The organism is Pseudomonas grimontii, assembly GCF_007858185.1.
Classification (GTDB): Bacteria; Pseudomonadota; Gammaproteobacteria; order Pseudomonadales; family Pseudomonadaceae; genus Aquipseudomonas; species Aquipseudomonas grimontii.
In genome coordinates this window covers 58,123-80,413 of record NZ_VFES01000025.1, presented here as the reverse complement: position 1 = coordinate 80,413, position 22,291 = coordinate 58,123, and the positions used below count along the sequence as shown (strand labels likewise).

Genomic DNA, 22,291 nt, shown 5'->3' with positions numbered 1-22,291 from the left:
CCATCCCGAACTCAGTAGTGAAACGATGCATCGCCGATGGTAGTGTGGGGTTTCCCCATGTGAGAGTAGGTCATCGTCAAGATTAAATTCCGAAACCCCATTTGCGAAAGCAGGTGGGGTTTTGTTTATGTAGAAGTCCATGAATTTCATCGGCACGTTGCTGAAGCAACGCTCCGGTACACAGAATTTCTTGACGACCATAGAGCATTGGAACCACCTGATCCCATCCCGAACTCAGCAGTGAAACGATGCATCGCCGATGGTAGTGTGGGGTTTCCCCATGTGAGAGTAGGTCATCGTCAAGATTAAATTCCAGAACCCCTGTCTGCAATGCAGACAGGGGTTTTGTCGTTTAGAGGCTTTATGAGCTCTGTAAGCGAACAGGAGATACGCCTATCCAACTCCAAAAATCAGGTTCATGGCGCCGACCTATTTTTAAGAGCGCGACACAGGTATTAATGAAAATTGGTCGCACGTTTTGAAGGGAAAAATTTTTACCTCTAAATCTTGTACGACAACCTTTGGTCGGCTTCCTACGTAAAAAGAAGATTCGTCCCACAATTCCCTAAGTTTTCCTCCTGCTTGGCCGAAAGCCTGATGAGCCATGCGTGCACCGAAATAGAGCGGCCCGAGACGCCGTCTATACCGTTACATGGAATGTTCCTCTCGGCACGCTCACCCCCTTTGGCAAAAAGAAGTCGATGAAATGAATCTCAAATTCAGTCATAAAATTCTGTTGGCCGCGTCAGGCGTTGTGGTTTTGGCCTTCGCGTTATTCACTCTTTACAACGATTATCTGCAGCGCAGCACCATCAAACAGAACCTGGAGTCGTCTATCCAGCAGTCGGGTGAGCTCACCGCCAGTAGTGTGCAGAACTGGCTTAGCGGTCGAATACTGGTGCTCGAAAGCCTGACGCAAAACGTTGCCCACCAGGGTAGTGCTGTGGATCTCCCGGGGTTGGTCGATCAACCGGCATTCACCTCGAACTTCCAGTTCACCTACGTTGGCCAAACAAACGGTGTGTTCACCCAGCGTCCGGATGCAAAAATGCCTGACGGCTACGACCCTCGTCAGCGTCCCTGGTACAAGCAAGCCGTGGCTGCCGATAAACCCATGCTCACTCCGCCCTATATGGCCGCAGTGGGTGGGCAGATCGTAACTATCGCTATGCCGGTGAAAAAGAACGGTGAGTTGCTCGGCGTGGTGGGCGGAGATCTGAGCCTGCAAACCCTGGTGAAGATTATCAATTCGGTGGACTTTGGCGGCATCGGTCATGCGTTTCTGGTCAGCGGCGACGGCCAAGTTATCGTAAGTCCTGACGAAGATCAGGTGATGAAAAACCTGAAGGACATCTACCCAGGTACTAACGTCCGTATTGAGAAAGTTAACCAGGAGGTAGTACTTAAGGGCCAGGATCGCATCCTGTCGTTCACGCCTATCAGCGGCTTGCCTGGTGCAGATTGGTATATCGGCCTGTCGATCGATAAAGACAAAGCCTACGCACCGCTGGGTAAATTCCGTACGTCTGCATTGATCGCCATGCTGATCGCCGTAGTCGCGATTGCTGTGCTCTTGAGCCTGCTGATTCAAGTGTTACTGCGGCCCCTTACCACCATGGGCATTGCCATGCAGGACATTGCCCAAGGTGAGGGCGACCTGACCCGCCGCTTGACGGTCACCAGTAAAGACGAGTTCGGTGAAGTGGGCAGTGCGTTCAACCGGTTCGTAGAGCGTATACACGCCTCGATTTCCGAAGTGTCTTCTGCCACACGTCAGGTGCATGACCTGTCTCAGCGTGTGATGGCGTCATCCAACGCCTCGATCATCGGCTCTGACGAGCAAAGCGCACGCACCAACAGCGTGGCCGCCGCAATCAACGAATTGGGGGCTGCCACCCAGGAAATCGCGCGTAACGCCGCCGATGCTTCACAGCACGCCAGCGGTGCCAGCGAGCAGGCCGATGATGGGCGTAAAGTGGTCGAGCAAACTATCCTGGCAATGTCGGAGCTGTCGCAGAAGATCAGCCTGTCCTGCACTCAGATCGAAACTCTGAACGCCAGCACTGACAATATCGGCCACATCCTTGATGTGATCAAAGGCATCTCCCAGCAAACCAACTTGTTGGCACTGAACGCTGCAATCGAAGCGGCACGTGCCGGGGAAGCTGGGCGCGGGTTTGCCGTGGTCGCCGACGAGGTGCGTAACCTTGCTCACCGTACCCAGGAGTCGGCTGAGGAGATTCATAAAATGATCACTTCGCTGCAAGTGGGTTCGCGTGAGGCAGTGACCACCATGAATGCCAGCCAGACCTCCAGCGAAGAAAGTGTCCAGGTGGCCAACCAGGCTGGAGAGCGCCTGGTCAGCGTAACGCAGCGAATTGTTGAGATCGACGGCATGAACCAGTCCGTTGCTGCAGCCACCGAAGAACAGACTGCCGTGGTGGAAACCCTCAACGTCGACATCAACCAGATCAACCTGCTGAACCAGCAGGGCGTGACCAACCTCAACGAAACCCTGAAAGACTGCGATGCGTTGTCGCAACAGGCCAATCGGTTGAAGCAGCTGGTCGATAGCTTCAAGATCTGACCCGCTGAGTGTCTGAGTAGGGGCGAGCCGTTTCGCTCCTACCGCTTACCCAGCAAGCGGCGAACATTGTCCAGCGCGCCGTCGGCGAAGCCCTGCACAAACTGTTCAAATCCTGCCTGCGCCGTGTCTATTGGGTCTGCAATGATGGTCCAGGTTACCCTGGAGCAGTGCGCTCCCAGCGCTTCTACCTTGATTGCCGCCCACAACCTGGCCACGCCCAGGGTGTTGTAGATCGTGGTCCAGGTCATGTGCATCGCGTGCTCATCCCGGCTATTGAGCTGTTCTACGACGCGGTTGCCATCGCGGAAAAATTTCGTGCGTAAAGCGCCCACTCCGGTGCCCGTCATTTCGATATGCGTCAGGGCAGGTATGAACGCATCGAAGCCTGCAAACTGCCCGACCATGTTCCAGAGACGGGTGGCATGGCAGTCGATCACCATAGAGGAGACTATCGGCTGGCCGTTCGGGTTATGAATTAACGTATCGGGTTGCAGCGGTTTCATGAAGTTGTCCTGAGCGGTTCAAAGAAAGCCGATGGCCTTGAGGTAATTGCAGCCTTTACTCAGCAGTGCCGGGTCTTTTTTGGGGTACTGCTCACCCATCTGCTGAACGCCGCGTTGCGCGTTGTCATGGCGGATCATCAGGGTGTCGCCGATGTCTTCATCCAGTCGATCAAGGTAAAAACCGAGCACGCCAAACATTGCATTGTCCTGGCTCACCGTTCGCAGCGCGCGCTGCCAATGCGCAGCGCTCACCCGTTCGAACCGGTGGCCCGCCCGGCTGAACGCGTCCAGGTAGCGCTCCCAACTCAATGGTTGTGGGTTGTGCAGGTTGAACACGCTTCTGTCGGCTTGAAAGCGGGTGCAGTGGAACGCAATGAAGCGCGCCACAAAGTCCACGGGCATCAGGTCGAAATTCAGATCCAGCCGAGGCAGCATGCCCAATTGCAGCGAGCCCTTGAGCATCAGCATCAGGCGATTCTTCTGTGGTTGGCAGACACCGTTACGGCTGTTGAAACTGATATTTCCAGGCCGATGGATGTTCACCCAGGCTCCTTGCTCAACTGCACGTCCCAGCACCCGCTCGGCTACCCATTTGGACAGGTTGTAGCCATTTCGGATGTACAGCGGCAGGGTAGTCGCCGCTGGAGCTTCGAGCACATGCCCCGTCGTGTCGATGCTACTGGCGGCCGACAACGTCGAGACAAAGTTGAAGACCTTCTTGCAGTGGGTTTCGCACAGACGCAGGCATTCGAATATGGGGTCGACGTTGTCTCTGGCCAGTGAGGCGTAGTCCATGACGTGATTGACCCGTGCTGCGTTGTGCACCAGCGCGCCAAAGTCTGCGGCGAGGGCTTCATACACATCGCAGGCCAAACCCAATCGAGGCTGGTTGATGTTGGCGGGGAATACTCGTATCCGGCTCAAGTCCAGGTGTTCCAGGTGGTATTCACGCAACGCCTGGGTAAAGCGAGCCATCGCAGGATTCCCCGGCAATTCACGCACCAGGCACGCCACCTCCGTTGCACCGGCAGTCAATAACGCTTCGACAATATGGATGCCGACGAAACTGTTGGCTCCCGTCACGATCACCTTGTGTGGATTGCCTGAGCGGCACTCTTGCAACGAATTGATCACCCATTCCCGTTGAGCATCCTGGACCGCCTCGGCGGAAGATGAACCGGGTAGTTCACCATCCTCCATCAGCGTTGCAAGCGTACGAATCGTCGGTGCTTCAATGAAATGGCTCAACGCGAAACTACGGCCAAACTGCTCGCGAACACGCAGCAACAACGTCGACAGCAAAATCGAATGGCCGCCCAGTGCAAAGAAGCTTTCATCGATGGGCAACTGGCTGGTGGGCACGCCCAACAGCTCGCCCCATAGGTCGCGTAATCGCGCTTGAAGGGGTGTGCGCGCAGCGCGGGGAGTGGCCTGAAAAATGGAGTGGAAGGGTAGGGCCAGCAGTTCCTTGCGGTCGACTTTGCCATTGTTACAGTGCGGCATGGCTGGCAGTTCCACCCAGAAACCGGGTTCCATGTAGTCCGGTAGCCACTGGCGCGCGTGCTGCTGTAAGGCCGCCAACGTAGCGTTGGGTTCGGGTTGGGCGACGAAGGCGCAGATCCTGCTTTTTTGGTCGATCACCACTGCCAGCTCGCGATACAGCCTGCTGTTACGCAGGCACTGTTCAATCTCCCGGGGTTCGACTCGAAAGCCGCGGATCTTTACCTGATCGTCGCGGCGCCCACCCAGCACAATGCCTTCGGCGGTCCACTGCGCCAGGTCGCCGCTGCGGTACGCCCGCAGCGTTTGGCCGCCCGGCACCAACAGTTCGACGAATGGGCTGTTAGCCTGCGGCGGCGCATTCACATATCCCAGGCTCACGCCGGGCCCGACGATGTACAGTTCGCCCATCACCTGCTCATCCACCGGCTGCAGATCGTCATCGAGGATCAGCACCTGGCTATTGGCGATGGGGCGGCCGACATTACGATTGTTGTCATCGGGGGCGAACGTCCGGTGCGTAATCAGTACTGTGGTTTCGGTGGGGCCATAGAGGTTGTGAAGCTGGCACTGCCCTGCCAGCCGCTCGATTACATGGGGTTCGCAGGCGTCGCCACCGGTGAGCAGATGCGTCACGCCCAGGGGGTTATCCAGCGGTAGGATATTGAGCAGCGCAGGCGGCAGGAAGGCGTGAGTGACGCGCTGTCGGCGGAGCAATTCCACCAGTTGTACAGGGTCGCGTCGCTGTTCCTCGTTAGGCACGATCAACTCGGCGCCGGCAATCAGGGCGGGGAAGATTTCGATCAATGACGAGTCGAAACCCAAGGGGGAAAACTGCAAGACGCGGCTCCGTTCATCTTGCGTCATGCAGGACCCGAACCAGGCCGTGAAATGCGCCAGGTTACCTTGGCTGAGTAGTACACCCTTGGGCTGGCCAGTACTGCCCGATGTATAGAGCACCATGCACGGTATATCCGAACAAGGGCGATTGTGCGTCAGCGAGGACGCGAAGTTGGCGTTGTGCGGCTCGACGGTGCTGACATCCAGTGCAATGAAATGCTCGCGTAATGGATGCTGGCCGGCATCCAGCAATACGTGGGCCCCGGCGTTTTCGAGCATGGCCCGATGGCGTTGTGTGGGTTGATCAGGTCCCAGTGGCAGGTACACCGCGCCACTGCCCAGTACGGCAAGAATGCTGGCATACAATTCCGTGTTTTTTTCCAGGCATACGCCGATCACCGCGGGCGTCTCAAGCGCTTCCATCAGCGGACGCAATCGCTGCTGAATCGCCATGGCCTGTAGGTGCAGTTGGCGATAGGTTACGGTGTGCCCCGCAATGTTCAGCGCCGGCCGGTCGGCGAACAGATGAAGGCTGGCTTGCACGCGTTCGATCAGCGGTACCTGGGCTTGCTGGATCAGATCGGGGTTTGTCGTACGATTGAATCGATGCATAAATGCCAACGGCTCAAGCCCGTGCAAACTGTGCTCGGACCACTCAGTGGCAATCGCGCTCGTAGAGAGAGATTCGGGGTCACGTGAGAAGCCACTGACTAGCAGCGCGACCCAATCCACCAGCGCGTTTGTTGCGTGTTGACGTAGTCGCTGGCCGTTGCCACTGGGCTCCTCGGCGATGTCCAGCACGGCAGACAAACGTCGGTCATGGCCATAGGCGCGCAATTGCAGCGCGGGTAACCCACAGTCGGTTGACGGACCAACCCCCACTCGCAGACTTATACAGGTGGTTCCGCCCGCGTCATCCGGCAACGGCAGGCTACCGTCTTCAATCCACAGGTCGGTGGCCTCATCACCCGACACATGGCCGTACTGTTCCAGCATTGGCCTGATTGCGCCAAGTGCCTTGCTTGTGCCGCACCAGCCGATTGTCAGGCGCCTCATGGCGACACCGACAGGTAGTCGTTCAGCACCTGCCCCACACTCGGCGTCTGCAACAAGCCGCTGTGTTGCAGGAAGCCCATGATATTGCCCATCAACGGGTGCTGGCGGGTGATGGGGAATGCCAGCGCCGATACTTCGTCGCGCAGCACGCCGCGCAGGTCCTCGCTGATGTCGAGGTGTTCGATCAGATGCAGGTCGAAGTTTTTCTGCAGGTTGTTGGTCAGGTAATGCGCCAGGAATGTCGGCAGTACCTGAGCGATGCTGTCACGGTCGTCCGGGCTCGCGGCCTGCCAGTAAATGCGCACCAGCCGCGTCCAGAACTGCGCGTGGCGCCCTTCGTCAAACAGGTGGTCGTCCATCAAGCCTCGGATGGAGGCCTTGACACTGCGGTCCTTGGAAAACGCTGCTACATCGTGGGTGACGGTGTTTTCGGCGATGGCCACGCCAATCAGCTCCACAGCATCGCTCAGGTGTGCGGGAGCCTGTGCCTGCGCCGCCGGCAGCGCGCGACTCAGTTCGATATGCCCGGGCAGGTCGAGCGGTTGTATGCCCGTCATTGCGACAGTCTGTTGCATGAAGTCCAGTGCCACCAAGGCGTGGTAGTCCTCGTCCACCACAACCGTCATCGCATCAACGCGACAGGCAAGGGGGAAGGGCAGCGAGAAGCGATTCTTGGCAATGTTGCGTGCGGTCTTGTCGACGATTTCGGTTTCGAAAATAACCACGTCGTTGATGAATTTATAGAAGCTTTGCACCAGCACGAAGTCGCGCCATTGCGGGCAATGTTCCACGAAGGTCGCGCTGAGTACCAAGGGCTGACGGCACAGCGGGTAGATCAGCTTGTCATCGTTTTCCAACCAGCGGCGAGGACGGGTTCGGATGGTTGCGCGGCGTTCCCAGTCGTCGGCAATAGTGGTGTAGCCAGCGGTATTCATGGGTGCACCTCTTGCAGCGCGGCCTGCACCTCGTCCCAGAACGTGATACGGCTTTCTATGGCGGCAAGGGCTGCGTCGTGGGCTTGTTGCGGATAAGTCGGGTCTGCGCCCACCAGGCGTCCGAGCAACTGCTCGGCTGCTGGCCCATGATGTTCAGTGTCCAACTCGATATGGCGTTCGAAGTAGCCACACAAGGTAGGTGCCTGGCGATGGATGAGCGTATCAGGCTGCAGGATGTGCTCGAACATACTTGGGATGACACGTTCACGACCGTGAAGGAATGCGGCTGCTACGCAATGGGTAGGAGCGTTCAGCGCAATGTGCAACGTGTCGCTGACGAAGCGTTCCGCGCCAGCAGGAACATCGGCCATGCGCAGGGCAGCGCTTGCTTCCACGCCTTGGTGCTGCAGCGCAACGAAACGTTTTATCGCCGAGGTACTGGCGCCGACCTCGACCATGGCTTCCAGGTACCACTCGAAGTGGCTGCAGTGGCCTTGCCTGGGATGGGAGTCTGACTCCTCGCCCAGCACTATCTCATTGATAAGGCGTGCAGCTTGCGGGTCGGCCGGTGGCAGCCAGGGCAGGCGAGTGCAGGTCAGGTCCTGTTGCAGGCGTTTGGTGAGTGTCATGAAGTCCCATACAGCGAACACATGGTTTTCCATAAATAGTTGTAACTTTTTCAGTGAAGTTATTTCCTGGAATAACGGATGACTGCATAACTGCAGTTTTCTTTGTTCAAGTAATGATTGGTACATGGTTGATGCCTATAAATTGTTGCGTTTGCTGTTAAAGCAGCATTGGATTTTTGTGAGTGACAAGGAGATAAACAGATTTAAACCAGGGTTGGCACGCGCGAGCGCTCACACCTATGGCGCTGCGCCGTCGAATTAAATGTCTGGTTTAGTAAGGGAGAATAATAAGCGGGTTAAACAAATTGGCGAGCATATGAATGCAGTAGATGTTTTTCTAAATAATATAAGCTGTCGGCAAGTTGCTTTATAAGAGTGGGAAGTTTCTTCGGCGCGGGGTACTACCCGATCAGGTAGTTAACCCCGCAGCGCTGTACGGGCAAGATGAGCGACCTTGTTATGGCGTCTTCTTACCGGTGGGTTCCAGGCTATTGAGATAGGAAGTGATCACTTCCATCCCGCGCATCAAGTGATTACGCAGCGTCAGGATGCTTTCCTCGACTTTCTTCTGTGCCACCAGGTTCAGCAGTTCACGGTGGTCTTCCTGGGATGTCTCACCCAGCCCCATCGCCTCGAGGTTGAAACGCAGGAAGCGTTCCTCTTCATTCAACCCATGCTCCACCAGCTTGAGCAGCCGCTGGTTGGGGGCCTTGCCATACAGGGTCATGTGAAACAGGCGATTGAGATGGCCAATCTCGGTGTAGTCTTTTTCCTGTTCCAGGGCACAGATGAGCGTGTCTGCCTCGACGATATCGGCTTCGGTCAGCAAGGGAATCGACAAGCGCAGGGCTTCAGACTCCAGCAACATCCGCAGCTCATAGGTCTCAGCTGAATTGTCTTCGATCAAAGGTGCAACCACGGCGCCCTTGTGGGTGACCACATGCAGCAGTGACTGGGCCTCCAACTGGCGCAAGGCTTCACGCACCGGCATGCGGCTGACCCCGAACAGGCTGGCCAGCTCTTGCTGACGCATGGCGGTACCGCAGGGCAAGCGGCCATCGAGGATTGCATTGCGCAAGGTTTCTTCAATCACGGAGCGGGCAAGATGGGCGGGAATAGGGCCGGTGATCTTGATGCTGTTCAAAGGGTTCGGCTTCTGCGTCACGGTTACGCTATCCTCCTTATAATAGTGGTGGCTAATTGGATCCAATGCACACTAGAGGCTGCCCATAAGCTTGTCAAACGGGCACGGTTTCGGCTTGTAAGCGTTTCAACGCGCGACTCCGGCGGCCCACGCCTGGGTTTTGCCGGGTCTGACACGGCACTGACATGTTACGACATTCCCGCATATAGATATTCTTTAACGGTATTTAAATTGCCGTTCTTATACCTATAAAGTCACTCTCCTGTCTGACCGGGAGTGAACTCATGTCCGCCACCTCTACTGTTCCAACAGCGACCCTTACCGCCCAAGCCTTCGAGGTTCGCCCACTGCCCGGCAGCGTGGGGGCCGAGATTGTCGGCCTGGATTTGTCCCTGCCGGTCAACGACCAGGATTTCGCCCGCATTCATCGCGCGCACCTGGATCACCACGTCGTGGTGTTCCGCGACCAGCGCATCACCCCCGACCAACAGATCGCTTTCAGCCGCCGCTTTGGCGTCCTGCAGATTCACGTGCTCAAGCAGTTCCTGCTGGCCAATCACCCGGAAATCCTGATCGTCTCCAACATCATCGAAAACGGCCAATCCATTGGCCTGGGTGATGCGGGCAAGTTCTGGCACTCGGACCTGTCTTATAAAGAGCTGCCAAGCTTGGGCTCGATGCTCCACGCTCAGGAGTTGCCGTCCGAGGGCGGCGATACCCTGTTCGCCGACATGCACAAAGCCTGGGACCAACTGCCCGAGCACCTGCGCAAAGCCGTTGAAGGCCGCAGCGCCGCGCACTCTTATACCGCGCGCTATAGCGAAACCAAATTCGAAGGCAACTGGCGCCCGACGTTGACGCCTGAGCAGCTTGCCCAAGTCGCGGAAGTGGTTCACCCGATCGTGCGCACTCACCCGGAAAACGGCCGTAAGGCGCTGTTCGTCAGCGAAGGCTTCACCACCCGCATCGTCGGCCTGCCGGAAGACGAAAGCCGCGACCTGCTGACCCAGCTCTACGCCCACAGCGTGTTGCCGCACAACATCTACCGCCACCACTGGCAGCCCCACGACCTGGTGTTCTGGGACAACCGCTCGCTGATCCACCTGGCCGCCGGTTGCCCGAGCCATCTGCGCCGCAAGCTGTTTCGCACCACCATCCAGGGCGACGCGCCTTTCTGATTCGGAGCATGACCATGTCCAGGAAAATTCCATTTGCACGGCTGGCCGCCACCGTCGGCCTGGGTGTCAGCCTGTTGGCCGGCAGCCTGGTCGCTCCGACGGCTGCACAGGCCGAAGGCGAGATCCGCATCGCCGAACAGTTCGGTATCGTCTACCTGCTGCTTAACGTGGTGCGCGACCAGAACCTGATCGAAAAATACGGCAAGCAGGAAGGCATCGACATCAAGGTCGACTGGACCCAGCTGTCCGGTGGCGCGGCGGTCAACGACGCACTGCTCTCCGGCTCGATCGATATCGCCGGTGCTGGCGTCGGCCCTCTGCTGACCATCTGGGACCGCACCCACGGCAAGCAGAACGTCAAGGCCGTGGCCTCCCTGGGCAACTTCCCCTACTACCTGGTGAGTAACAATCCCAAGGTCAAGACCCTTGCCGATTTCACCGACAAGGACCGTATCGCCGTGCCCGCGGTGGGCGTGTCGGTACAGTCGCGCTTCCTGCAATACGCCGCCGCCAAACAATGGGGCGACAAGGAATTCAATCGCCTCGACAAATACACCGTCGCCGTCCCGCACCCTGATGCCACCGCTGCCCTGATCGCCGGCGGCACCGAACTGACCGGGCACTTTTCCAACCCGCCGTTCCAGGACCAGGCACTGGCCAACCCTAACGTGCATGTGGTGCTGAACACCTACGACCTGCTGGGCCCGAACTCGCCAACGGTGCTGTTCGCCAGCGAAAAATTCCGCAACGACAACCCGAAGACCTACAAGGCATTTGTCGAGGCGTTGACCGAAGCCGCGCAATTCGCCCAGAACGATAAAGGCGCTGCGGCCGACACTTACATCCGCGTCACCAAGGCCAAGATCGACCGCGCCGAGTTGCTGAAAATCATCGACAACCCGCAGTTCGAATTCAGCGTCACGCCGAAAAACACCTACCCGCTGGCGGAATTCCTCTACCGCGTCGGCGCCATCAAAAACAAGCCTGAATCGTGGAAGGACTACTTCTTCCAGGACGCCAAGCCCCTGCAAGGAAGTTGAGATGAACGCGCCCTTGCAAGGCCACACGGCCAGCAACCTGCACACCACTACGCCGTTGCTGGCGGTGGATAACGTCAGCCTGGAATACCGCACCCCCGAGCGCGTGGTGCGGGCCACTCACCAAGTCAGTTTCGAAATCGACCCGGCGGATCGCTACGTGTTACTCGGCCCATCGGGTTGCGGCAAATCCACGCTGCTCAAGTCCATTGCCGGGTTTATCAAACCCTGCGAAGGCGAAATCCGCCTGCTGGGGCAAAAGGTCGAACAGCCGGGCCCGGACCGCATCGTGGTGTTCCAGGAATTCGACCAGTTGCCGCCGTGGAAAACCGTCAAGCAGAACGTGATGTTTCCGCTACTGGCATCGAAGACCCTACCGCGTCGCGAAGCCGAAGAGCGGGCGCTGCACTACCTCGACAAAGTCGGCCTCAGCGCCTTTGCCGATGCTTACCCGCACACGCTTTCCGGCGGTATGAAAGCCCGCGTGGCGATCGCCCGCGCCCTGGCCATGCAGCCGAAAATCCTGTTGATGGATGAGCCCTTCGCCGCCCTCGATGCCCTGACCCGGCGCAAGATGCAGGAAGAATTGCTGCTGCTCTGGGAAGAGGTGCGCTTCACCTTGCTGTTCGTCACCCACTCCATCGAAGAAGCGCTGGTGGTGGGCAATCGCATCCTGTTGCTGTCGCCCCACCCGGGGCGCGTGCGCGCGGAAATCCACAGCCATCAATACGACCTGCACAGCCTCGGTGGCGTGGAGTTCCAGGCGTCGGCGCGGCGGATTCATCGCCTGCTGTTCGATGAAGCGCCCGAGGCCGAACGTGAGTTGGGTTTCGCCGACATCCGCATCGCTTACTAAGAGGGCAGCCCAATGCGCCAGGAATACGAAATTACCCTTGAGCCGTTGCTCAGCGTCCCCGTGGAACGCGAACTGCCCTTGCGCCAACGCCTGTGGCAACAAGGCTGGCTGCGCAAGGGCTTGATCCTGATCGTGCTCGCGATCCTTTGGGAAGCCGTGGCGCGCTACCAGAACAACGACCTGCTGCTGCCGAGTTTCCTGCAAACCTTTCACGCGCTTTATGACGGCCTGCTCAGCGGCGAACTGCTGAGCAAGGTGAGCATCTCGCTGGTGGTGCTGATCAAGGGGTACCTGATCGGCATCGTGCTGGCGTTTGCCCTGACCACCCTGGCGGTGTCGACGCAACTGGGCCGCGACCTGCTGAGCACCCTGACCTCAATGTTCAACCCGCTGCCGGCCATCGCGCTATTGCCGTTGGCGTTGCTATGGTTCGGCCTGGGGCAGAACAGCCTGATCTTCGTGCTGGTGCATTCGGTGTTGTGGGCGCTGGCGCTCAATACTTATTCAGGGTTCCTCGGCGTGTCCGAAACCCTGCGCATGGCCGGTCGCAACTATGGCCTCAAGGGCATGCGTTTCGTGTTGTTCATCCTGATCCCGGCGGCACTGCCATCGATCCTCGCCGGGCTGAAAATCGGCTGGGCCTTCGCCTGGCGCACACTGATCGCCGCCGAGCTGGTATTTGGTGCGACCAGCGGCAAGGGCGGACTGGGCTGGTACATCTTCCAGAACCGTAATGAGCTGTACACCGACAAGGTATTTGCCGGGTTGGCGGTGGTGATACTGATCGGCCTGCTGGTGGAAAACCTGGTGTTCGACACCTTCGAGCGGCTCACCGTGAAACGCTGGGGCATGCAGCGCTGACACACCCATCCTGCTACGATTGCGGCCAGCTCACTCCCGACTGATCACGAGTGCTTGCCATGCAACTACCAGACATGAACCTGCTGGTCGCCCTCGACGCCTTGCTCGACGAGGGCAGCGTGGTGGGCGCCGCGCGGCGGATGAACCTCAGCCCGGCGGCCATGAGCCGCACCCTCACGCGTATTCGCGAAGCGGTGGGCGATCCGATCCTGGTGCGCGCCGGTCGCGGCCTGGTGCCGACGCCCAAGGCCCTGCAGTTGCAGGGCCAGGTGCGCAACGTGGTGGAGCAGGCCGCGCTGTTGTTTCGCTCGGCGGACCAGGTGGACCTGAGCACCCTGCGCCGTCGCTTCAGTGTGCGCGCCAACGACTTTTTCATCGGCGTGTATGGCGGTCGACTGTTCGACTCCATGGAGCGCATGGCGCCACTGTGCGAGCTGTGTTTCGTGCCTGAAGGCGACACCGATGATGAAGCGCTGCGCGAAGGACGGCTGGACTTGCGCGTGAGCAACACCATGCCGGTCACCCCGGAAGTGAAGGTGCAGAACCTGTTTTCCACCACCTTCGTGGGTCTGGCGCGGGAGAACCATCCGTTGTTTGACGAAGAGATTACCGCCGCGCGCTTCGCCAGCTATTCCCATATCAGCATCTCGCGGCGTGGCATCGCCCGTGGCCCGATCGACACTGCACTGAATGCCCAGGGCCTGGAGCGACGCGTGGCGATGATTGCGCCGGGCTTTCACGGGGCGATGTTCATGTTGCCTGACTCCGACTTGATTCTGCCGGTGCCCAAGGAAGCGCTCTACAGCGCCAATCGCCTGAAGCTGCCCCTACGCGCCTTCCCGTTACCGATCTCCTTGCCGACCCTGGTCCTGGCCCAATCCTGGCACCCGCGCTTCGACAAAGACCCGGCTCATAAGTGGCTGCGCGAAACCCTGCGCGAAAGTTGCCACGCCACCTGGCTGGAAGCCCAACCCACCTAAACATCAAGCGTACACAGGGCAAATGTGGGAGGGGGCTTGCCCCCGATTGCGTTGGATCAGATAGAAAATCTGTGTCTGGCGCAGAGCAATCGGGGGTAAACCCCCTCCCACATGTAGATTTGTGTCGGATTCAGGATTGTGTGTGGTGCAGTTATAAGCTGCCAATAAGTAACTTTTTGTCATGGATGTGCCTGATTAAACTGCTCGGGTATTTCTAATCCTGAGTTACCTGTTCATGACTTCCCTCGCTGCCCCCACCCTTGCGGCCGCAGCCAAACCCACCGCCATCACTCCGCCTGTATTTGGCCCGCGCATCATCATCGGCCTGGTCGGCGTGTTGCTCGCGGTGCTGGTGTCCGGTCTCAACGAGATGGTCACCAAGGTGGCCCTCGCGGATATTCGCGGTGCGCTGTACATCGGTTTTGACGAAGGCACCTGGCTGGTCGCTGCTTACACGGCCACCTCCGTGTCGGCCATGGCCTTTGCGCCCTGGTGTTCGGTGACGTTTTCCCTGCGGCGCTTCACCCTGTGCGCCATCGGCCTGTTCACCCTGCTTGGTATCCTTTGCCCGTTTGCGCCGAACTACCAAAGCCTGTTGCTGCTGCGTACCGTCCAAGGCCTGGCGGGCGGCGCATTGCCGCCGATGCTGATGACCGTAGCGCTGCGCTTCCTGCCGGCCAACGTCAAGTTGTATGGCCTGGCCGGCTACGCGCTTACCGCTACGTTCGGGCCGAGCCTCGGCACGCCGTTGGCGGCGCTGTGGACCGAATACGTCGGCTGGCAGTGGGCGTTCTGGCAGATCGTCGGGCCGTGCCTGCTAGCCATGGCCGCCGTGGCCTACGGCTTGCCGCAAGACCCGCTGCGCCTGGAGCGCTTCAAGCAGTTCAACTGGCGCGGCCTGCTGCTGGGATTTCCGGCGATCTGCATGCTGGTGATCGGCATTCTGCAGGGCAACCGCCTGGACTGGTTCGAGTCGGGCCTGATCACCTTCCTGCTCTGTGGCGGCAGCGTGCTGCTGGTGCTGTTCATGTTCAATGAATGGTCGCACCCGATGCCGTTTTTCAAGTTGCAGATGCTCGGCCTGCGTAACTTGGCGTTTGCCCTGATCGTGCTGGCAGGCGTGCTGATGGTGCTGACCTCGGTGATCATCATCCCCTCGAGTTTCCTCGCCCAGGTCCAGGGTTATCGCCCCCTGCAAACCGCGCCGGTGATGCTGTTGATGGCGCTGCCGCAATTGATCGCGCTGCCACTGGTGGCGGCCTTGTGCAACCTGCGTTGGGTCGATTGCCGCTGGGTGTTGGGGATCGGGCTGGGCCTGTTGGTGCTGTGCTGCGTGGGCAGCACGCACCTGACCTCGGCGTGGATTCGGGATGATTTCTACGGCCTGTACCTGCTGCAAATCTTCGGGCAGCCCATGGCGGTGTTGCCGCTGCTGATGCTCTCCACCGGCAGCATTCAACCGGCGGATGGGCCGTTCGCCTCGGCCTGGTTCAACACCGTCAAAGGCCTGGCCGCCGTGATTGCCACTGGCGTGCTGGATGCGCTGACCACCCAGCGCCTGCACTTTCACTCAACCATGTTGGTGGACCGCCTGGGTAACTCGCCCCTGGTCGACGGCAATGCGCCCGGCCTTGCCCACCGCCTGCACGAACAGGCCGTGGTGCTGACGTCTTCGGATCTTTATTACGTCATGGCCGCTGTCGCGGTGGCGTTGATCCTGCTGATTTTCTGGATGCCCACGCGGATTTTTCCGCCTCGCGCACCGACCTAGCCACAAGGATTTCCCATGAAACGCAAAGACAAAATTGCCGTCTCCGTTATCGCCGTGTTTGCCGTCGGCGTGCTGGCGTATCTGGTCGCGCCGGGCCTGTTGGGCAGCCAGCGCCAGACCACCAACGACGCCTTCGTCGCCGCCGACTTCACCCTGGTGGCGCCGCGTGTGGCGGGCTTTATCAAGGAAGTGCTGGTGGAGGACAACCAGCGCGTCAAGGCCGGCCAACTGCTGGCGCTGATCGACGACCGCGATTTTCGCGCCGCCGCCCAGGCCGCCGACGCCGACACCCTGGTCGCCCAGGCCCAGCTGAAAAACGCCACCGCGACCCTGGAGCGCCAAAGCTCGGTGATCGCCCAGGCCCAGGCCACCGTGGCGGCAGACCGTGCCGAAGTGGCCTTCGCCGAACATGAACTGAACCGCTACAACCACCTCGCCGGCGTGGGCGCGGGCACCGTGCAGAACGCCCAGCAAGCCAAGACCCGTATCGACCAGGCCACTGCGCGCCTGGCCAATGCCACGGCAGTGCTGGCGGCTGAACGTAAGCAAGTGGAGATCCTCGCCGCCCAGCGCGATGCGGCCGAAGGTGGACTCAAGCGTGCCCAGGCTGCGTTGGAAATGGCCAGCTATCAGCTGTCCTACACGCGCATCGTCGCGCCGGTGGATGGCATGGTCGGTGAGCGCGCGGTGCGGGTGGGGGCCTATGTGACGCCGGGCAGCAAGATCCTCGCGGTGGTACCGTTGGCCGAGGCCTACGTGGTCGCCAATTTCCAGGAAACCCAGCTGTCCCCTATGCATGCCGGCCAGGCCGTGCAGGTGCGGGTCGACAGCCTCGACGGGGCGCTGCTCCACGGCCACCTGGAGAGCCTCGCACCTGCCACAGGCGTGACCTTTGCGTCGGTCAAACCGGATAACGCTACCGGCAACTTCACCAAGGTGGTGCAGCGTATCCCGGTAAAAATCGTCCTCGAACCCAACCAACCGCTGACCGAGCGCCTGCGGGTCGGCATGTCGGTTGAAGCCAGCGTCGACACGCAGCTGGTCAAGCAGCGTGAGGTGGCCCAGCAATGAGACACCTTGCCTGGCTCACCCTGAGCGTTATCAGCCTGGGCGCCTGCACCGTCGGACCGGATTTTCAGCGCCCGCACACGCCGCACGCCACGCAGTGGAGCGAACCTCAAGGTCGACAAGCCGCCAGCCGCGCTGTCAGCGAGCCGCTGCAAGAGCGCTGGTGGGACGTGTTCCACGACGAGCAACTGTCGGCGCTTACCCGCCGGGCGCTCACCGATAACCTCGACCTGAAACTGGCCAGCCGCCGCCTGCAACAAAGCCGTGCGGTCCGCCAGGTGACCACCGCCGAGCGTTATCCCACTGTCGACGCCACGGGTGCCTACCAGCGCAAACGCAACAGCGGCAAAGGCTTGAACGACCCCTCCGGCGAAAACGGCCGTTCCGCGTTCAACCAGTGGGACGCGGGGTTCTCGGCGTCTTGGGAGCTGGACTTCTGGGGCCGCGTCAAACGCGAAACCGAAGCCGCCGATGCCACCCTGCAAGTGGCGGAAAACGACCGCCGCGCCGTGCTGTTATCGGTGCTGGCCGAGACCGCCCAGGACTACATCCAACTGCGCGGCGTGCAAAATACCCGCGCGGTGACCGAGCAAAACCTCGACGTCGCCCGCCACAGCCTCAAGCTCTCGCAACTGCGCCTGGCCGACGGCGTGGCCACCGACCTGGACGTCGCCGAAGCCGCCGCCCAGGTCGCTGCCATCGAAGCGCGCCTGCCGGATTTACAGCAACGCCAGGACCAGTTGATCAACGCCCTCAGCCTGTTGATGGGCGAGCCACCGCAAGCCCTGCACGCGCAATTGTCCAAGGACGCCGCCGTACCGCAGAGCCAACACCAAGTCGCCATCGGCCTGCCGTCGGAACTCGCCGAGCGCCGCCCCGACATCCGCCAGGCCGAGGCGCGCCTGCACGCCGCCACCGCCAGCATCGGTGTGGCCAAGGGCGACTTTTACCCGCGCATCACCTTGTCCGGCAACCTCGGCTCCCAGGCCATGCAACTGTCGGATTTCGGCTCGTGGAGCTCCCGCGCGTTTGCCTTCGGCCCGCAATTGAGCCTGCCGCTGTTCAACGGTGGACGCCTGCAAGGCATGGTGAACCTGCGCGAAGCCCAGCAACAGGAAGCGGCCCTGGCCTACCAGCAAACCGTGCTGCGCGCCTGGCATGAAATCGACGATCAATTGACCCGCTACAACGCCAGCCAACTGCGCCGCGACAGCCTCGCCGAAGCCGTGCGCCAGAACCAGATCGCCCTGACCACCGCGCAGCACCGGTACGTCGAAGGCGTGGTGGATTTCGTCAACGTACTCACCGTGCAAAGTGCGCTGCTGGCCACGCAGGAGCAGTGGGTGGAGAGTTCCACCGGGGTGTCGCTGGCGATGGTGGGGTTGTACAAGGCGTTGGGGGGAGGGTGGGAGTCGGTCTACCCAGTGGCAATGGCTCAGCATTGAAATTGGAGTATCCGATGTAGGACCGTTCTTAATTTTTGCTGCCTTAAACCTTGGTGAACCTTGATCGTTAAGCTTTCAGTCCGATTATTACCTGTGAGTCTTTCCGATGTCTGTCATCGAAAACCCCTACGCGCCTCCACAAGCTGATCTGCGCACTCCAGTCTCCGCCATCCAACCTACATTCTTCGTGGTCGCGCCGCGCAAGCTGGTCCTGATGGTATTGCTGTCCCAAGGTTTTTATCTCTTCTATTGGTGTTACCAGCAGTGGGCCTGCTATCGGCGGGCTACTGGCGCAAAGGTGTTGCCGCTGGTGCGAGCGTTCTTCTCGGTGTTTTTTCTGTATTCGCTGGTGATGAAAATCAGGCAGAAACTGGCGCTTGACGGTACGCCGTACCGCTGGTGGCCGCGAGCCATGGCGCTGGGGCTTATTGCGTGTGGGTTGTTACCCTTTACCTACGTTTTTTTCGTCACCGCCATGACGGCAATGAAGTTGAGCGTGTGCTTGATGATCGTGCAGGTAGCGCTGTTCGTGCAGGTGCAAGGCGCGGTGAACCTGATCGAGGGCGACACACATGGCGAGGCGAACAATCGCCTGACTTGGGCTAACGCAATCTGGATCGTTATCGGGCTGGGCATGTGGAGCCTGGGCTTTATAGAGGCGTTTTACGAGCAAGGGCTGTCGTGATTGTCCTCAGGGCGCAGTGTTTTTTAAGACCGCAAAAGCATAAAGATGACAACGTCTTGCGTTGAACAACCTTCCTGTAGTTCCAGGCTGATCAGTTTGAACAGGATGACGATGTCTTGCCTTTTCATGGGGCTCCAAAAGCGAGCGTCCTCTGTCCGCGGACAGAGGACACTTTCTTGTATGGGTTGACACTCATGTCAACGGTTTTGCAAAAACACCACATACCCCCGAAACCACTCACTCCCCTGCAAATACCCCGGCTCCTCCCACTCCCCACCCTGAATCAAACCGATCTTGAACGGCAGCCCCATGCGGTTCATCCGTGGCAAATACGCCGCGTAATCCGGGATGCTCTGGCGCCCTTGATAAGTCTGCACCACCACTTCATCCACCACGCCCTTGAGCTGGGCGATGGCGGTGGGGTCGGCGTTGCTGCTCCAGTCCATCAGGCCGGTGATGCTCAGGCGCAGCTCAAAGGGCAGGCGCTGGCGCAGGTCGCGCAGGAAGTCGGCGTATTCGTGCAGGTATTGGGTGCGGGCGTCGAAGTCGATCTGGACGCCGACCACCGGGTTGCCCGCGTCGCGCCAGCGTTGTACCTGGCCGAGCAGTTGGGTGTAGACCTGTTCGGGCCAGTGCAGGGTGTGGGCGCGGTAGACCACCCAGACGTCGCCTCGGGTGAGGCGCGGTACGCTGATGCCTTGGGCGATCAGTTGCACGCCGCGCTGGGGCGCGCGGCGGGTGGAGTTGATCTGGCCCTGGAGGATGTACAGGGTCTTGGCCTGCTTGAGTACCGGCTGTGGCGCGACGCCGCTCCACAGCCAGAAGGCGTCATAGTCGCGGGCATCGACGGCGCCGAACGCCGGGCTTGCCAGCAACAGCACGCCCAGCCACAGGCGTTTCACCAGTAGTACTGCAGCGATTTGCCCCACTGGGTGTCGGCGAAACCACTTTTCAGTTGGCGGAACCAGGCTTTGCGCACGGCGGGTTCGACGTCCTGGCCGCCGCAGCTGTTATAGCCCGCCGGCGCGTAGCAGTTGATGGCGCGGAACAATGCGTAGGCCTTGTCGGTTTTCGGCGCCTTGGCGTTGGCGATGACCTGCTTGTAACCGTCGAGCCGCGAGAAGGTTTCACCCTTGAAGTCCGATGCGCTGCTGCCCAGGCTGCCGGCGGCGCGGGCCTGTTCCAGGGGCATGCCGTCCAGGCCGTTGCGCAGGATGAATTCGCCGAAGCAGTTCAGGGCCTGGGGGTTCTTCGCGTCGGTCTGCAAGGTCGCTGCGGTTTGCGCGATGCTCGGGCAGGCGTAGCCGGATTCGGCCTTGTCGCCGTTCCACTGGAACAGTTTAAGCGTCTGGCTGGCGCTGTAGACGTAACCCAGGCTGGTGCCCAGTTTGTCCTCGGGGGCCTGGGCCGGCAGTTGCTTGAGGTCCTCGGCGAACGTGGCGAACTGGCCGTGCAGCAAGTCTTTGTAGAGCAGCACGAATTGCGCGGTCTGGCGTTCCAGCGGATCGCTCGCCTGGGCGATCTGCTGGCGCAGAAGTTCTGGCCCGGCGACGTTGCGCAGCAGGATGTAGCGCACCTGCCTGGCACTGATCGGCGAATCGCTGGCGAACACCTTGGCCAGTTGGCCGCTGCGTTCGTAGTTCATGGCCAGGGCCAATTCCAGCTGGTCGCGTTGCAGCGGCAGCTTCGCCAGTGGCAACAGTTGCAGCCACACAGCCTCTGCGCCTTTCCAGTCTTGCTTGGCTTCCAGGGCCAGGGCGCGCAGGGTCTGCTGGCTGAAGGCGAAGTAATTCAGGTTTGACGGCACGCTCTGCGGCAACTGCTTCAAGGCGGCGTCCGGTTGATGCTCGATGTACAGCGCGCACACGGCCAGCAGGTAGTCGTAGAGCTCTGGCTCGCCGGCGAACACGGCCTTTTGCTTCTCAAGGTCTGCGCGGCTGATGGCCGGCTGGTTGCCGCCGCGCATCACCATCAGGTCGCTGACGAGCTGGATCATCGGGGTCTTGACGGTATCGCTGTTGACCATCAACAGCTTGAGATCAGCTTCTTCTATCAGCTCATCCTCAGACACATTGCGCTGCTCGTCGGTGGCCGTCAGTGCCCAGGCGAACGCGTCGGCGAGCTGGGTGTTGTCGTCGGCCAGCCAGTACACCCGCCGCAGCAGGCCGTGGGCCGAGGCCGCGTATTCGCCCTGTGGATAAGTCTTCAGGTAGGCGTTAAAGCCCTGCTCGGCCGTGGCCAATGCGGGCTTATCCACACGGTCCAGGTGCGGCACGCCGTCTTCGTCATAGGTGTCGGCCTGGGCCTGGTTGAGCGCTGTGCGGGCGGTCATGTACAGCGCGGTTTCCTTCAGCCACGGCGATTGGGCACTGCCGACGCTGGCAAAGCCTTGCGCGGCTTCGGCGAAGCGGCCGCTGTAGAAATCGGCGGCGGCTTGCAAGTAGGTGCGAAACAGTTGGCCGTCGGCTGACTGGATCTGCTGCGGCTCGACGATCACCGGGCCATCCCAGGTGCAGGTGGTGAGCAGTTGCAGCCGCGCCTTCGCCAGCAGCTCGCGCTCGGCCGTCGGCATATCGGCCTTGACCACTTGGCGGATAAACGCCGTGGCGCTGTCATCGTCGTTGCTGCGGCAGCGGCTGCCTTCGCCATTGAGGAACGCTTCGCCGGCGGTTTTGTATTCCTCGCGCTTGATGCCCAGGGGCGTCAGCAGGGTGTCGAGCTCGGCGGTAGGCGAATCGTCCGAGTCGGGCTCAGTCTCTGCACTGGAGGCTGCGGCCAGGCGATACACCGGGAACGGCACCGGGCCGAAACCCTGGGCCAGGTCATCTTCGCTCAACGCCTTGGGCGCCAACGGCGCGGCCTTTTTGTCGGCCAGCAACAGGCGCAGGTTGGCCCGGCTGTCATTGCCTGGGCTCAGGAACGGCACGTTGTTGCAAGGGTCCAGGCTGTCACGCGAGACACGCCAGTCGGGGTAGCACGAATCGTCGGAACTGGCCTGGGCCTGCTGGGAAATACCGGCCAGCAGGGCCAGTGCCAGGGGAGAGAGAAAACCGATGCGCATGACGTGTCCTTGATCCTGGGTCCTTGGAGGGCGCCAATCATAACGTGTTCCTACTCAGGCTTCGGTGAAGCCCTACACAAATTGCTGATTTGTCGGGGGGGAAGAGTGGCAATTTAGTCTTGCTGCCCTAGACTGCGGTCATCTTCAGGGAGAAG

General features: G+C 60.1%; 17 protein-coding genes and 2 rRNA genes. 12 read left to right on the top strand and 7 right to left on the bottom strand.

Annotated features, from left to right (window positions below; genetic code table 11):
• From rrf (FIV39_RS34150) to FIV39_RS28190, 3 genes are all read left to right on the top strand, one after another.
• Positions 1–82: ribosomal RNA gene (rrf, locus tag FIV39_RS34150) — 5S ribosomal RNA — on the top strand; the annotation flags it as partial.
• A gap of 107 nt (positions 83–189) precedes the next feature.
• Positions 190–305 (top strand): 5S ribosomal RNA (rrf, locus tag FIV39_RS28195).
• Positions 306–706: 401 nt separating this feature from the next.
• Positions 707–2,587, top strand: a complete 1,881-nt coding sequence (locus FIV39_RS28190) for a methyl-accepting chemotaxis protein (protein WP_090401233.1) — start codon at positions 707–709, stop codon at positions 2,585–2,587.
• 38 nt (positions 2,588–2,625) lie between these two features.
• Here FIV39_RS28190 and FIV39_RS28185 read toward each other — a convergent pair whose 3' ends face one another.
• From FIV39_RS28185 to FIV39_RS28165, 5 genes are all read right to left on the bottom strand, one after another.
• Positions 2,626–3,090, bottom strand: a complete 465-nt coding sequence (locus FIV39_RS28185) for an SRPBCC family protein (RefSeq protein WP_090401232.1) — start codon at positions 3,088–3,090, stop codon at positions 2,626–2,628.
• 18 nt (positions 3,091–3,108) lie between these two features.
• Positions 3,109–6,486, bottom strand: coding sequence for an amino acid adenylation domain-containing protein (locus tag FIV39_RS28180; RefSeq protein ID WP_090401231.1), 3,378 nt, complete (start codon positions 6,484–6,486; stop codon positions 3,109–3,111).
• The gene (locus tag FIV39_RS28175) at positions 6,483–7,421 is read right to left on the bottom strand and encodes a diiron oxygenase (RefSeq protein WP_090401230.1); all 939 of its coding nucleotides are present in this window, start codon (positions 7,419–7,421) and stop codon (positions 6,483–6,485) included. The genes FIV39_RS28180 and FIV39_RS28175 overlap by 4 nt, the downstream gene beginning before the upstream one ends.
• Positions 7,418–8,176, bottom strand: coding sequence for a DUF3050 domain-containing protein (locus tag FIV39_RS28170; protein WP_090401229.1), 759 nt, complete (start codon positions 8,174–8,176; stop codon positions 7,418–7,420). Before FIV39_RS28170 ends, FIV39_RS28175 begins: the two co-directional genes overlap by 4 nt.
• A gap of 331 nt (positions 8,177–8,507) precedes the next feature.
• Positions 8,508–9,215 carry a GntR family transcriptional regulator gene (locus tag FIV39_RS28165; protein WP_146371666.1) on the bottom strand — a complete coding sequence of 236 codons (708 nt, stop codon included), beginning with the start codon at positions 9,213–9,215 and terminating at the stop codon, positions 8,508–8,510.
• 263 nt (positions 9,216–9,478) lie between these two features.
• Here FIV39_RS28165 and FIV39_RS28160 point away from each other — a divergent pair, with 263 nt between their 5' ends.
• The 9 genes from FIV39_RS28160 (at position 9,479) to FIV39_RS28120 (ending at position 19,075) form a co-directional block, all read left to right on the top strand.
• A complete protein-coding gene (locus tag FIV39_RS28160) occupies positions 9,479–10,372 on the top strand; it encodes a TauD/TfdA dioxygenase family protein (protein ID WP_090401227.1) in 894 nt (297 codons plus the stop codon).
• Positions 10,373–10,386: 14 nt separating this feature from the next.
• Complete coding sequence (locus FIV39_RS28155) at positions 10,387–11,412, top strand: ABC transporter substrate-binding protein (RefSeq protein WP_090401226.1); 1,026 nt, start codon at positions 10,387–10,389, stop codon at positions 11,410–11,412.
• 1 nt (position 11,413) lies between these two features.
• Positions 11,414–12,265: an ABC transporter ATP-binding protein gene (locus tag FIV39_RS28150; RefSeq protein ID WP_090401225.1), complete on the top strand. Its 852-nt coding sequence runs from the start codon at positions 11,414–11,416 to the stop codon at positions 12,263–12,265.
• 12 nt (positions 12,266–12,277) lie between these two features.
• Positions 12,278–13,126, top strand: a complete 849-nt coding sequence (locus FIV39_RS28145; protein ID WP_012721565.1) for an ABC transporter permease — start codon at positions 12,278–12,280, stop codon at positions 13,124–13,126.
• A gap of 59 nt (positions 13,127–13,185) precedes the next feature.
• Entirely contained in the window at positions 13,186–14,106 is a 921-nt protein-coding gene (locus FIV39_RS28140; protein ID WP_090401224.1) for a LysR family transcriptional regulator, read from the top strand.
• A gap of 235 nt (positions 14,107–14,341) precedes the next feature.
• Complete coding sequence (locus tag FIV39_RS28135; protein ID WP_090401223.1) at positions 14,342–15,877, top strand: MFS transporter; 1,536 nt, start codon at positions 14,342–14,344, stop codon at positions 15,875–15,877.
• 15 nt (positions 15,878–15,892) lie between these two features.
• A complete protein-coding gene (locus tag FIV39_RS28130; RefSeq protein ID WP_146371664.1) occupies positions 15,893–16,948 on the top strand; it encodes an HlyD family secretion protein in 1,056 nt (351 codons plus the stop codon).
• On the top strand, positions 16,945–18,390 hold the full coding sequence (locus FIV39_RS28125; protein ID WP_146371662.1) for an efflux transporter outer membrane subunit: 1,446 nt from the start codon (positions 16,945–16,947) through the stop codon (positions 18,388–18,390). Before FIV39_RS28130 ends, FIV39_RS28125 begins: the two co-directional genes overlap by 4 nt.
• Positions 18,391–18,496: 106 nt before the next feature.
• Entirely contained in the window at positions 18,497–19,075 is a 579-nt protein-coding gene (locus FIV39_RS28120; RefSeq protein ID WP_090401220.1) for a hypothetical protein, read from the top strand.
• 197 nt (positions 19,076–19,272) lie between these two features.
• Here FIV39_RS28120 and FIV39_RS28115 read toward each other — a convergent pair whose 3' ends face one another.
• Both FIV39_RS28115 and FIV39_RS28110 read right to left on the bottom strand, forming a co-directional pair.
• Positions 19,273–19,977, bottom strand: a complete 705-nt coding sequence (locus FIV39_RS28115) for a DUF3142 domain-containing protein (RefSeq protein ID WP_090401219.1) — start codon at positions 19,975–19,977, stop codon at positions 19,273–19,275.
• On the bottom strand, positions 19,974–22,136 hold the full coding sequence (locus FIV39_RS28110) for a tol-pal system YbgF family protein (protein WP_090401218.1): 2,163 nt from the start codon (positions 22,134–22,136) through the stop codon (positions 19,974–19,976). The genes FIV39_RS28115 and FIV39_RS28110 overlap by 4 nt, the downstream gene beginning before the upstream one ends.
• Between the last annotated feature and the right edge of the window lie 155 nt (positions 22,137–22,291).

Coding starts and splice junctions, on each gene's coding strand:
- FIV39_RS28160 (WP_090401227.1), top strand. CDS start 9,479: ATGTCCGCCACCTCTACTGTTCCAACAGCGACCCTTACCGCCCAAGCC.
- FIV39_RS28110 (WP_090401218.1), bottom strand. CDS start 22,136: ATGCGCATCGGTTTTCTCTCTCCCCTGGCACTGGCCCTGCTGGCCGGT.
- FIV39_RS28130 (WP_146371664.1), top strand. CDS start 15,893: ATGAAACGCAAAGACAAAATTGCCGTCTCCGTTATCGCCGTGTTTGCC.
- FIV39_RS28140 (WP_090401224.1), top strand. CDS start 13,186: ATGCAACTACCAGACATGAACCTGCTGGTCGCCCTCGACGCCTTGCTC.
- FIV39_RS28155 (WP_090401226.1), top strand. CDS start 10,387: ATGTCCAGGAAAATTCCATTTGCACGGCTGGCCGCCACCGTCGGCCTG.
- FIV39_RS28145 (WP_012721565.1), top strand. CDS start 12,278: ATGCGCCAGGAATACGAAATTACCCTTGAGCCGTTGCTCAGCGTCCCC.
- FIV39_RS28135 (WP_090401223.1), top strand. CDS start 14,342: ATGACTTCCCTCGCTGCCCCCACCCTTGCGGCCGCAGCCAAACCCACC.
- FIV39_RS28150 (WP_090401225.1), top strand. CDS start 11,414: ATGAACGCGCCCTTGCAAGGCCACACGGCCAGCAACCTGCACACCACT.
- FIV39_RS28175 (WP_090401230.1), bottom strand. CDS start 7,421: ATGAATACCGCTGGCTACACCACTATTGCCGACGACTGGGAACGCCGC.
- FIV39_RS28125 (WP_146371662.1), top strand. CDS start 16,945: ATGAGACACCTTGCCTGGCTCACCCTGAGCGTTATCAGCCTGGGCGCC.
- FIV39_RS28170 (WP_090401229.1), bottom strand. CDS start 8,176: ATGTACCAATCATTACTTGAACAAAGAAAACTGCAGTTATGCAGTCAT.
- FIV39_RS28190 (WP_090401233.1), top strand. CDS start 707: ATGAATCTCAAATTCAGTCATAAAATTCTGTTGGCCGCGTCAGGCGTT.
- FIV39_RS28120 (WP_090401220.1), top strand. CDS start 18,497: ATGTCTGTCATCGAAAACCCCTACGCGCCTCCACAAGCTGATCTGCGC.
- FIV39_RS28180 (WP_090401231.1), bottom strand. CDS start 6,486: ATGAGGCGCCTGACAATCGGCTGGTGCGGCACAAGCAAGGCACTTGGC.
- FIV39_RS28185 (WP_090401232.1), bottom strand. CDS start 3,090: ATGAAACCGCTGCAACCCGATACGTTAATTCATAACCCGAACGGCCAG.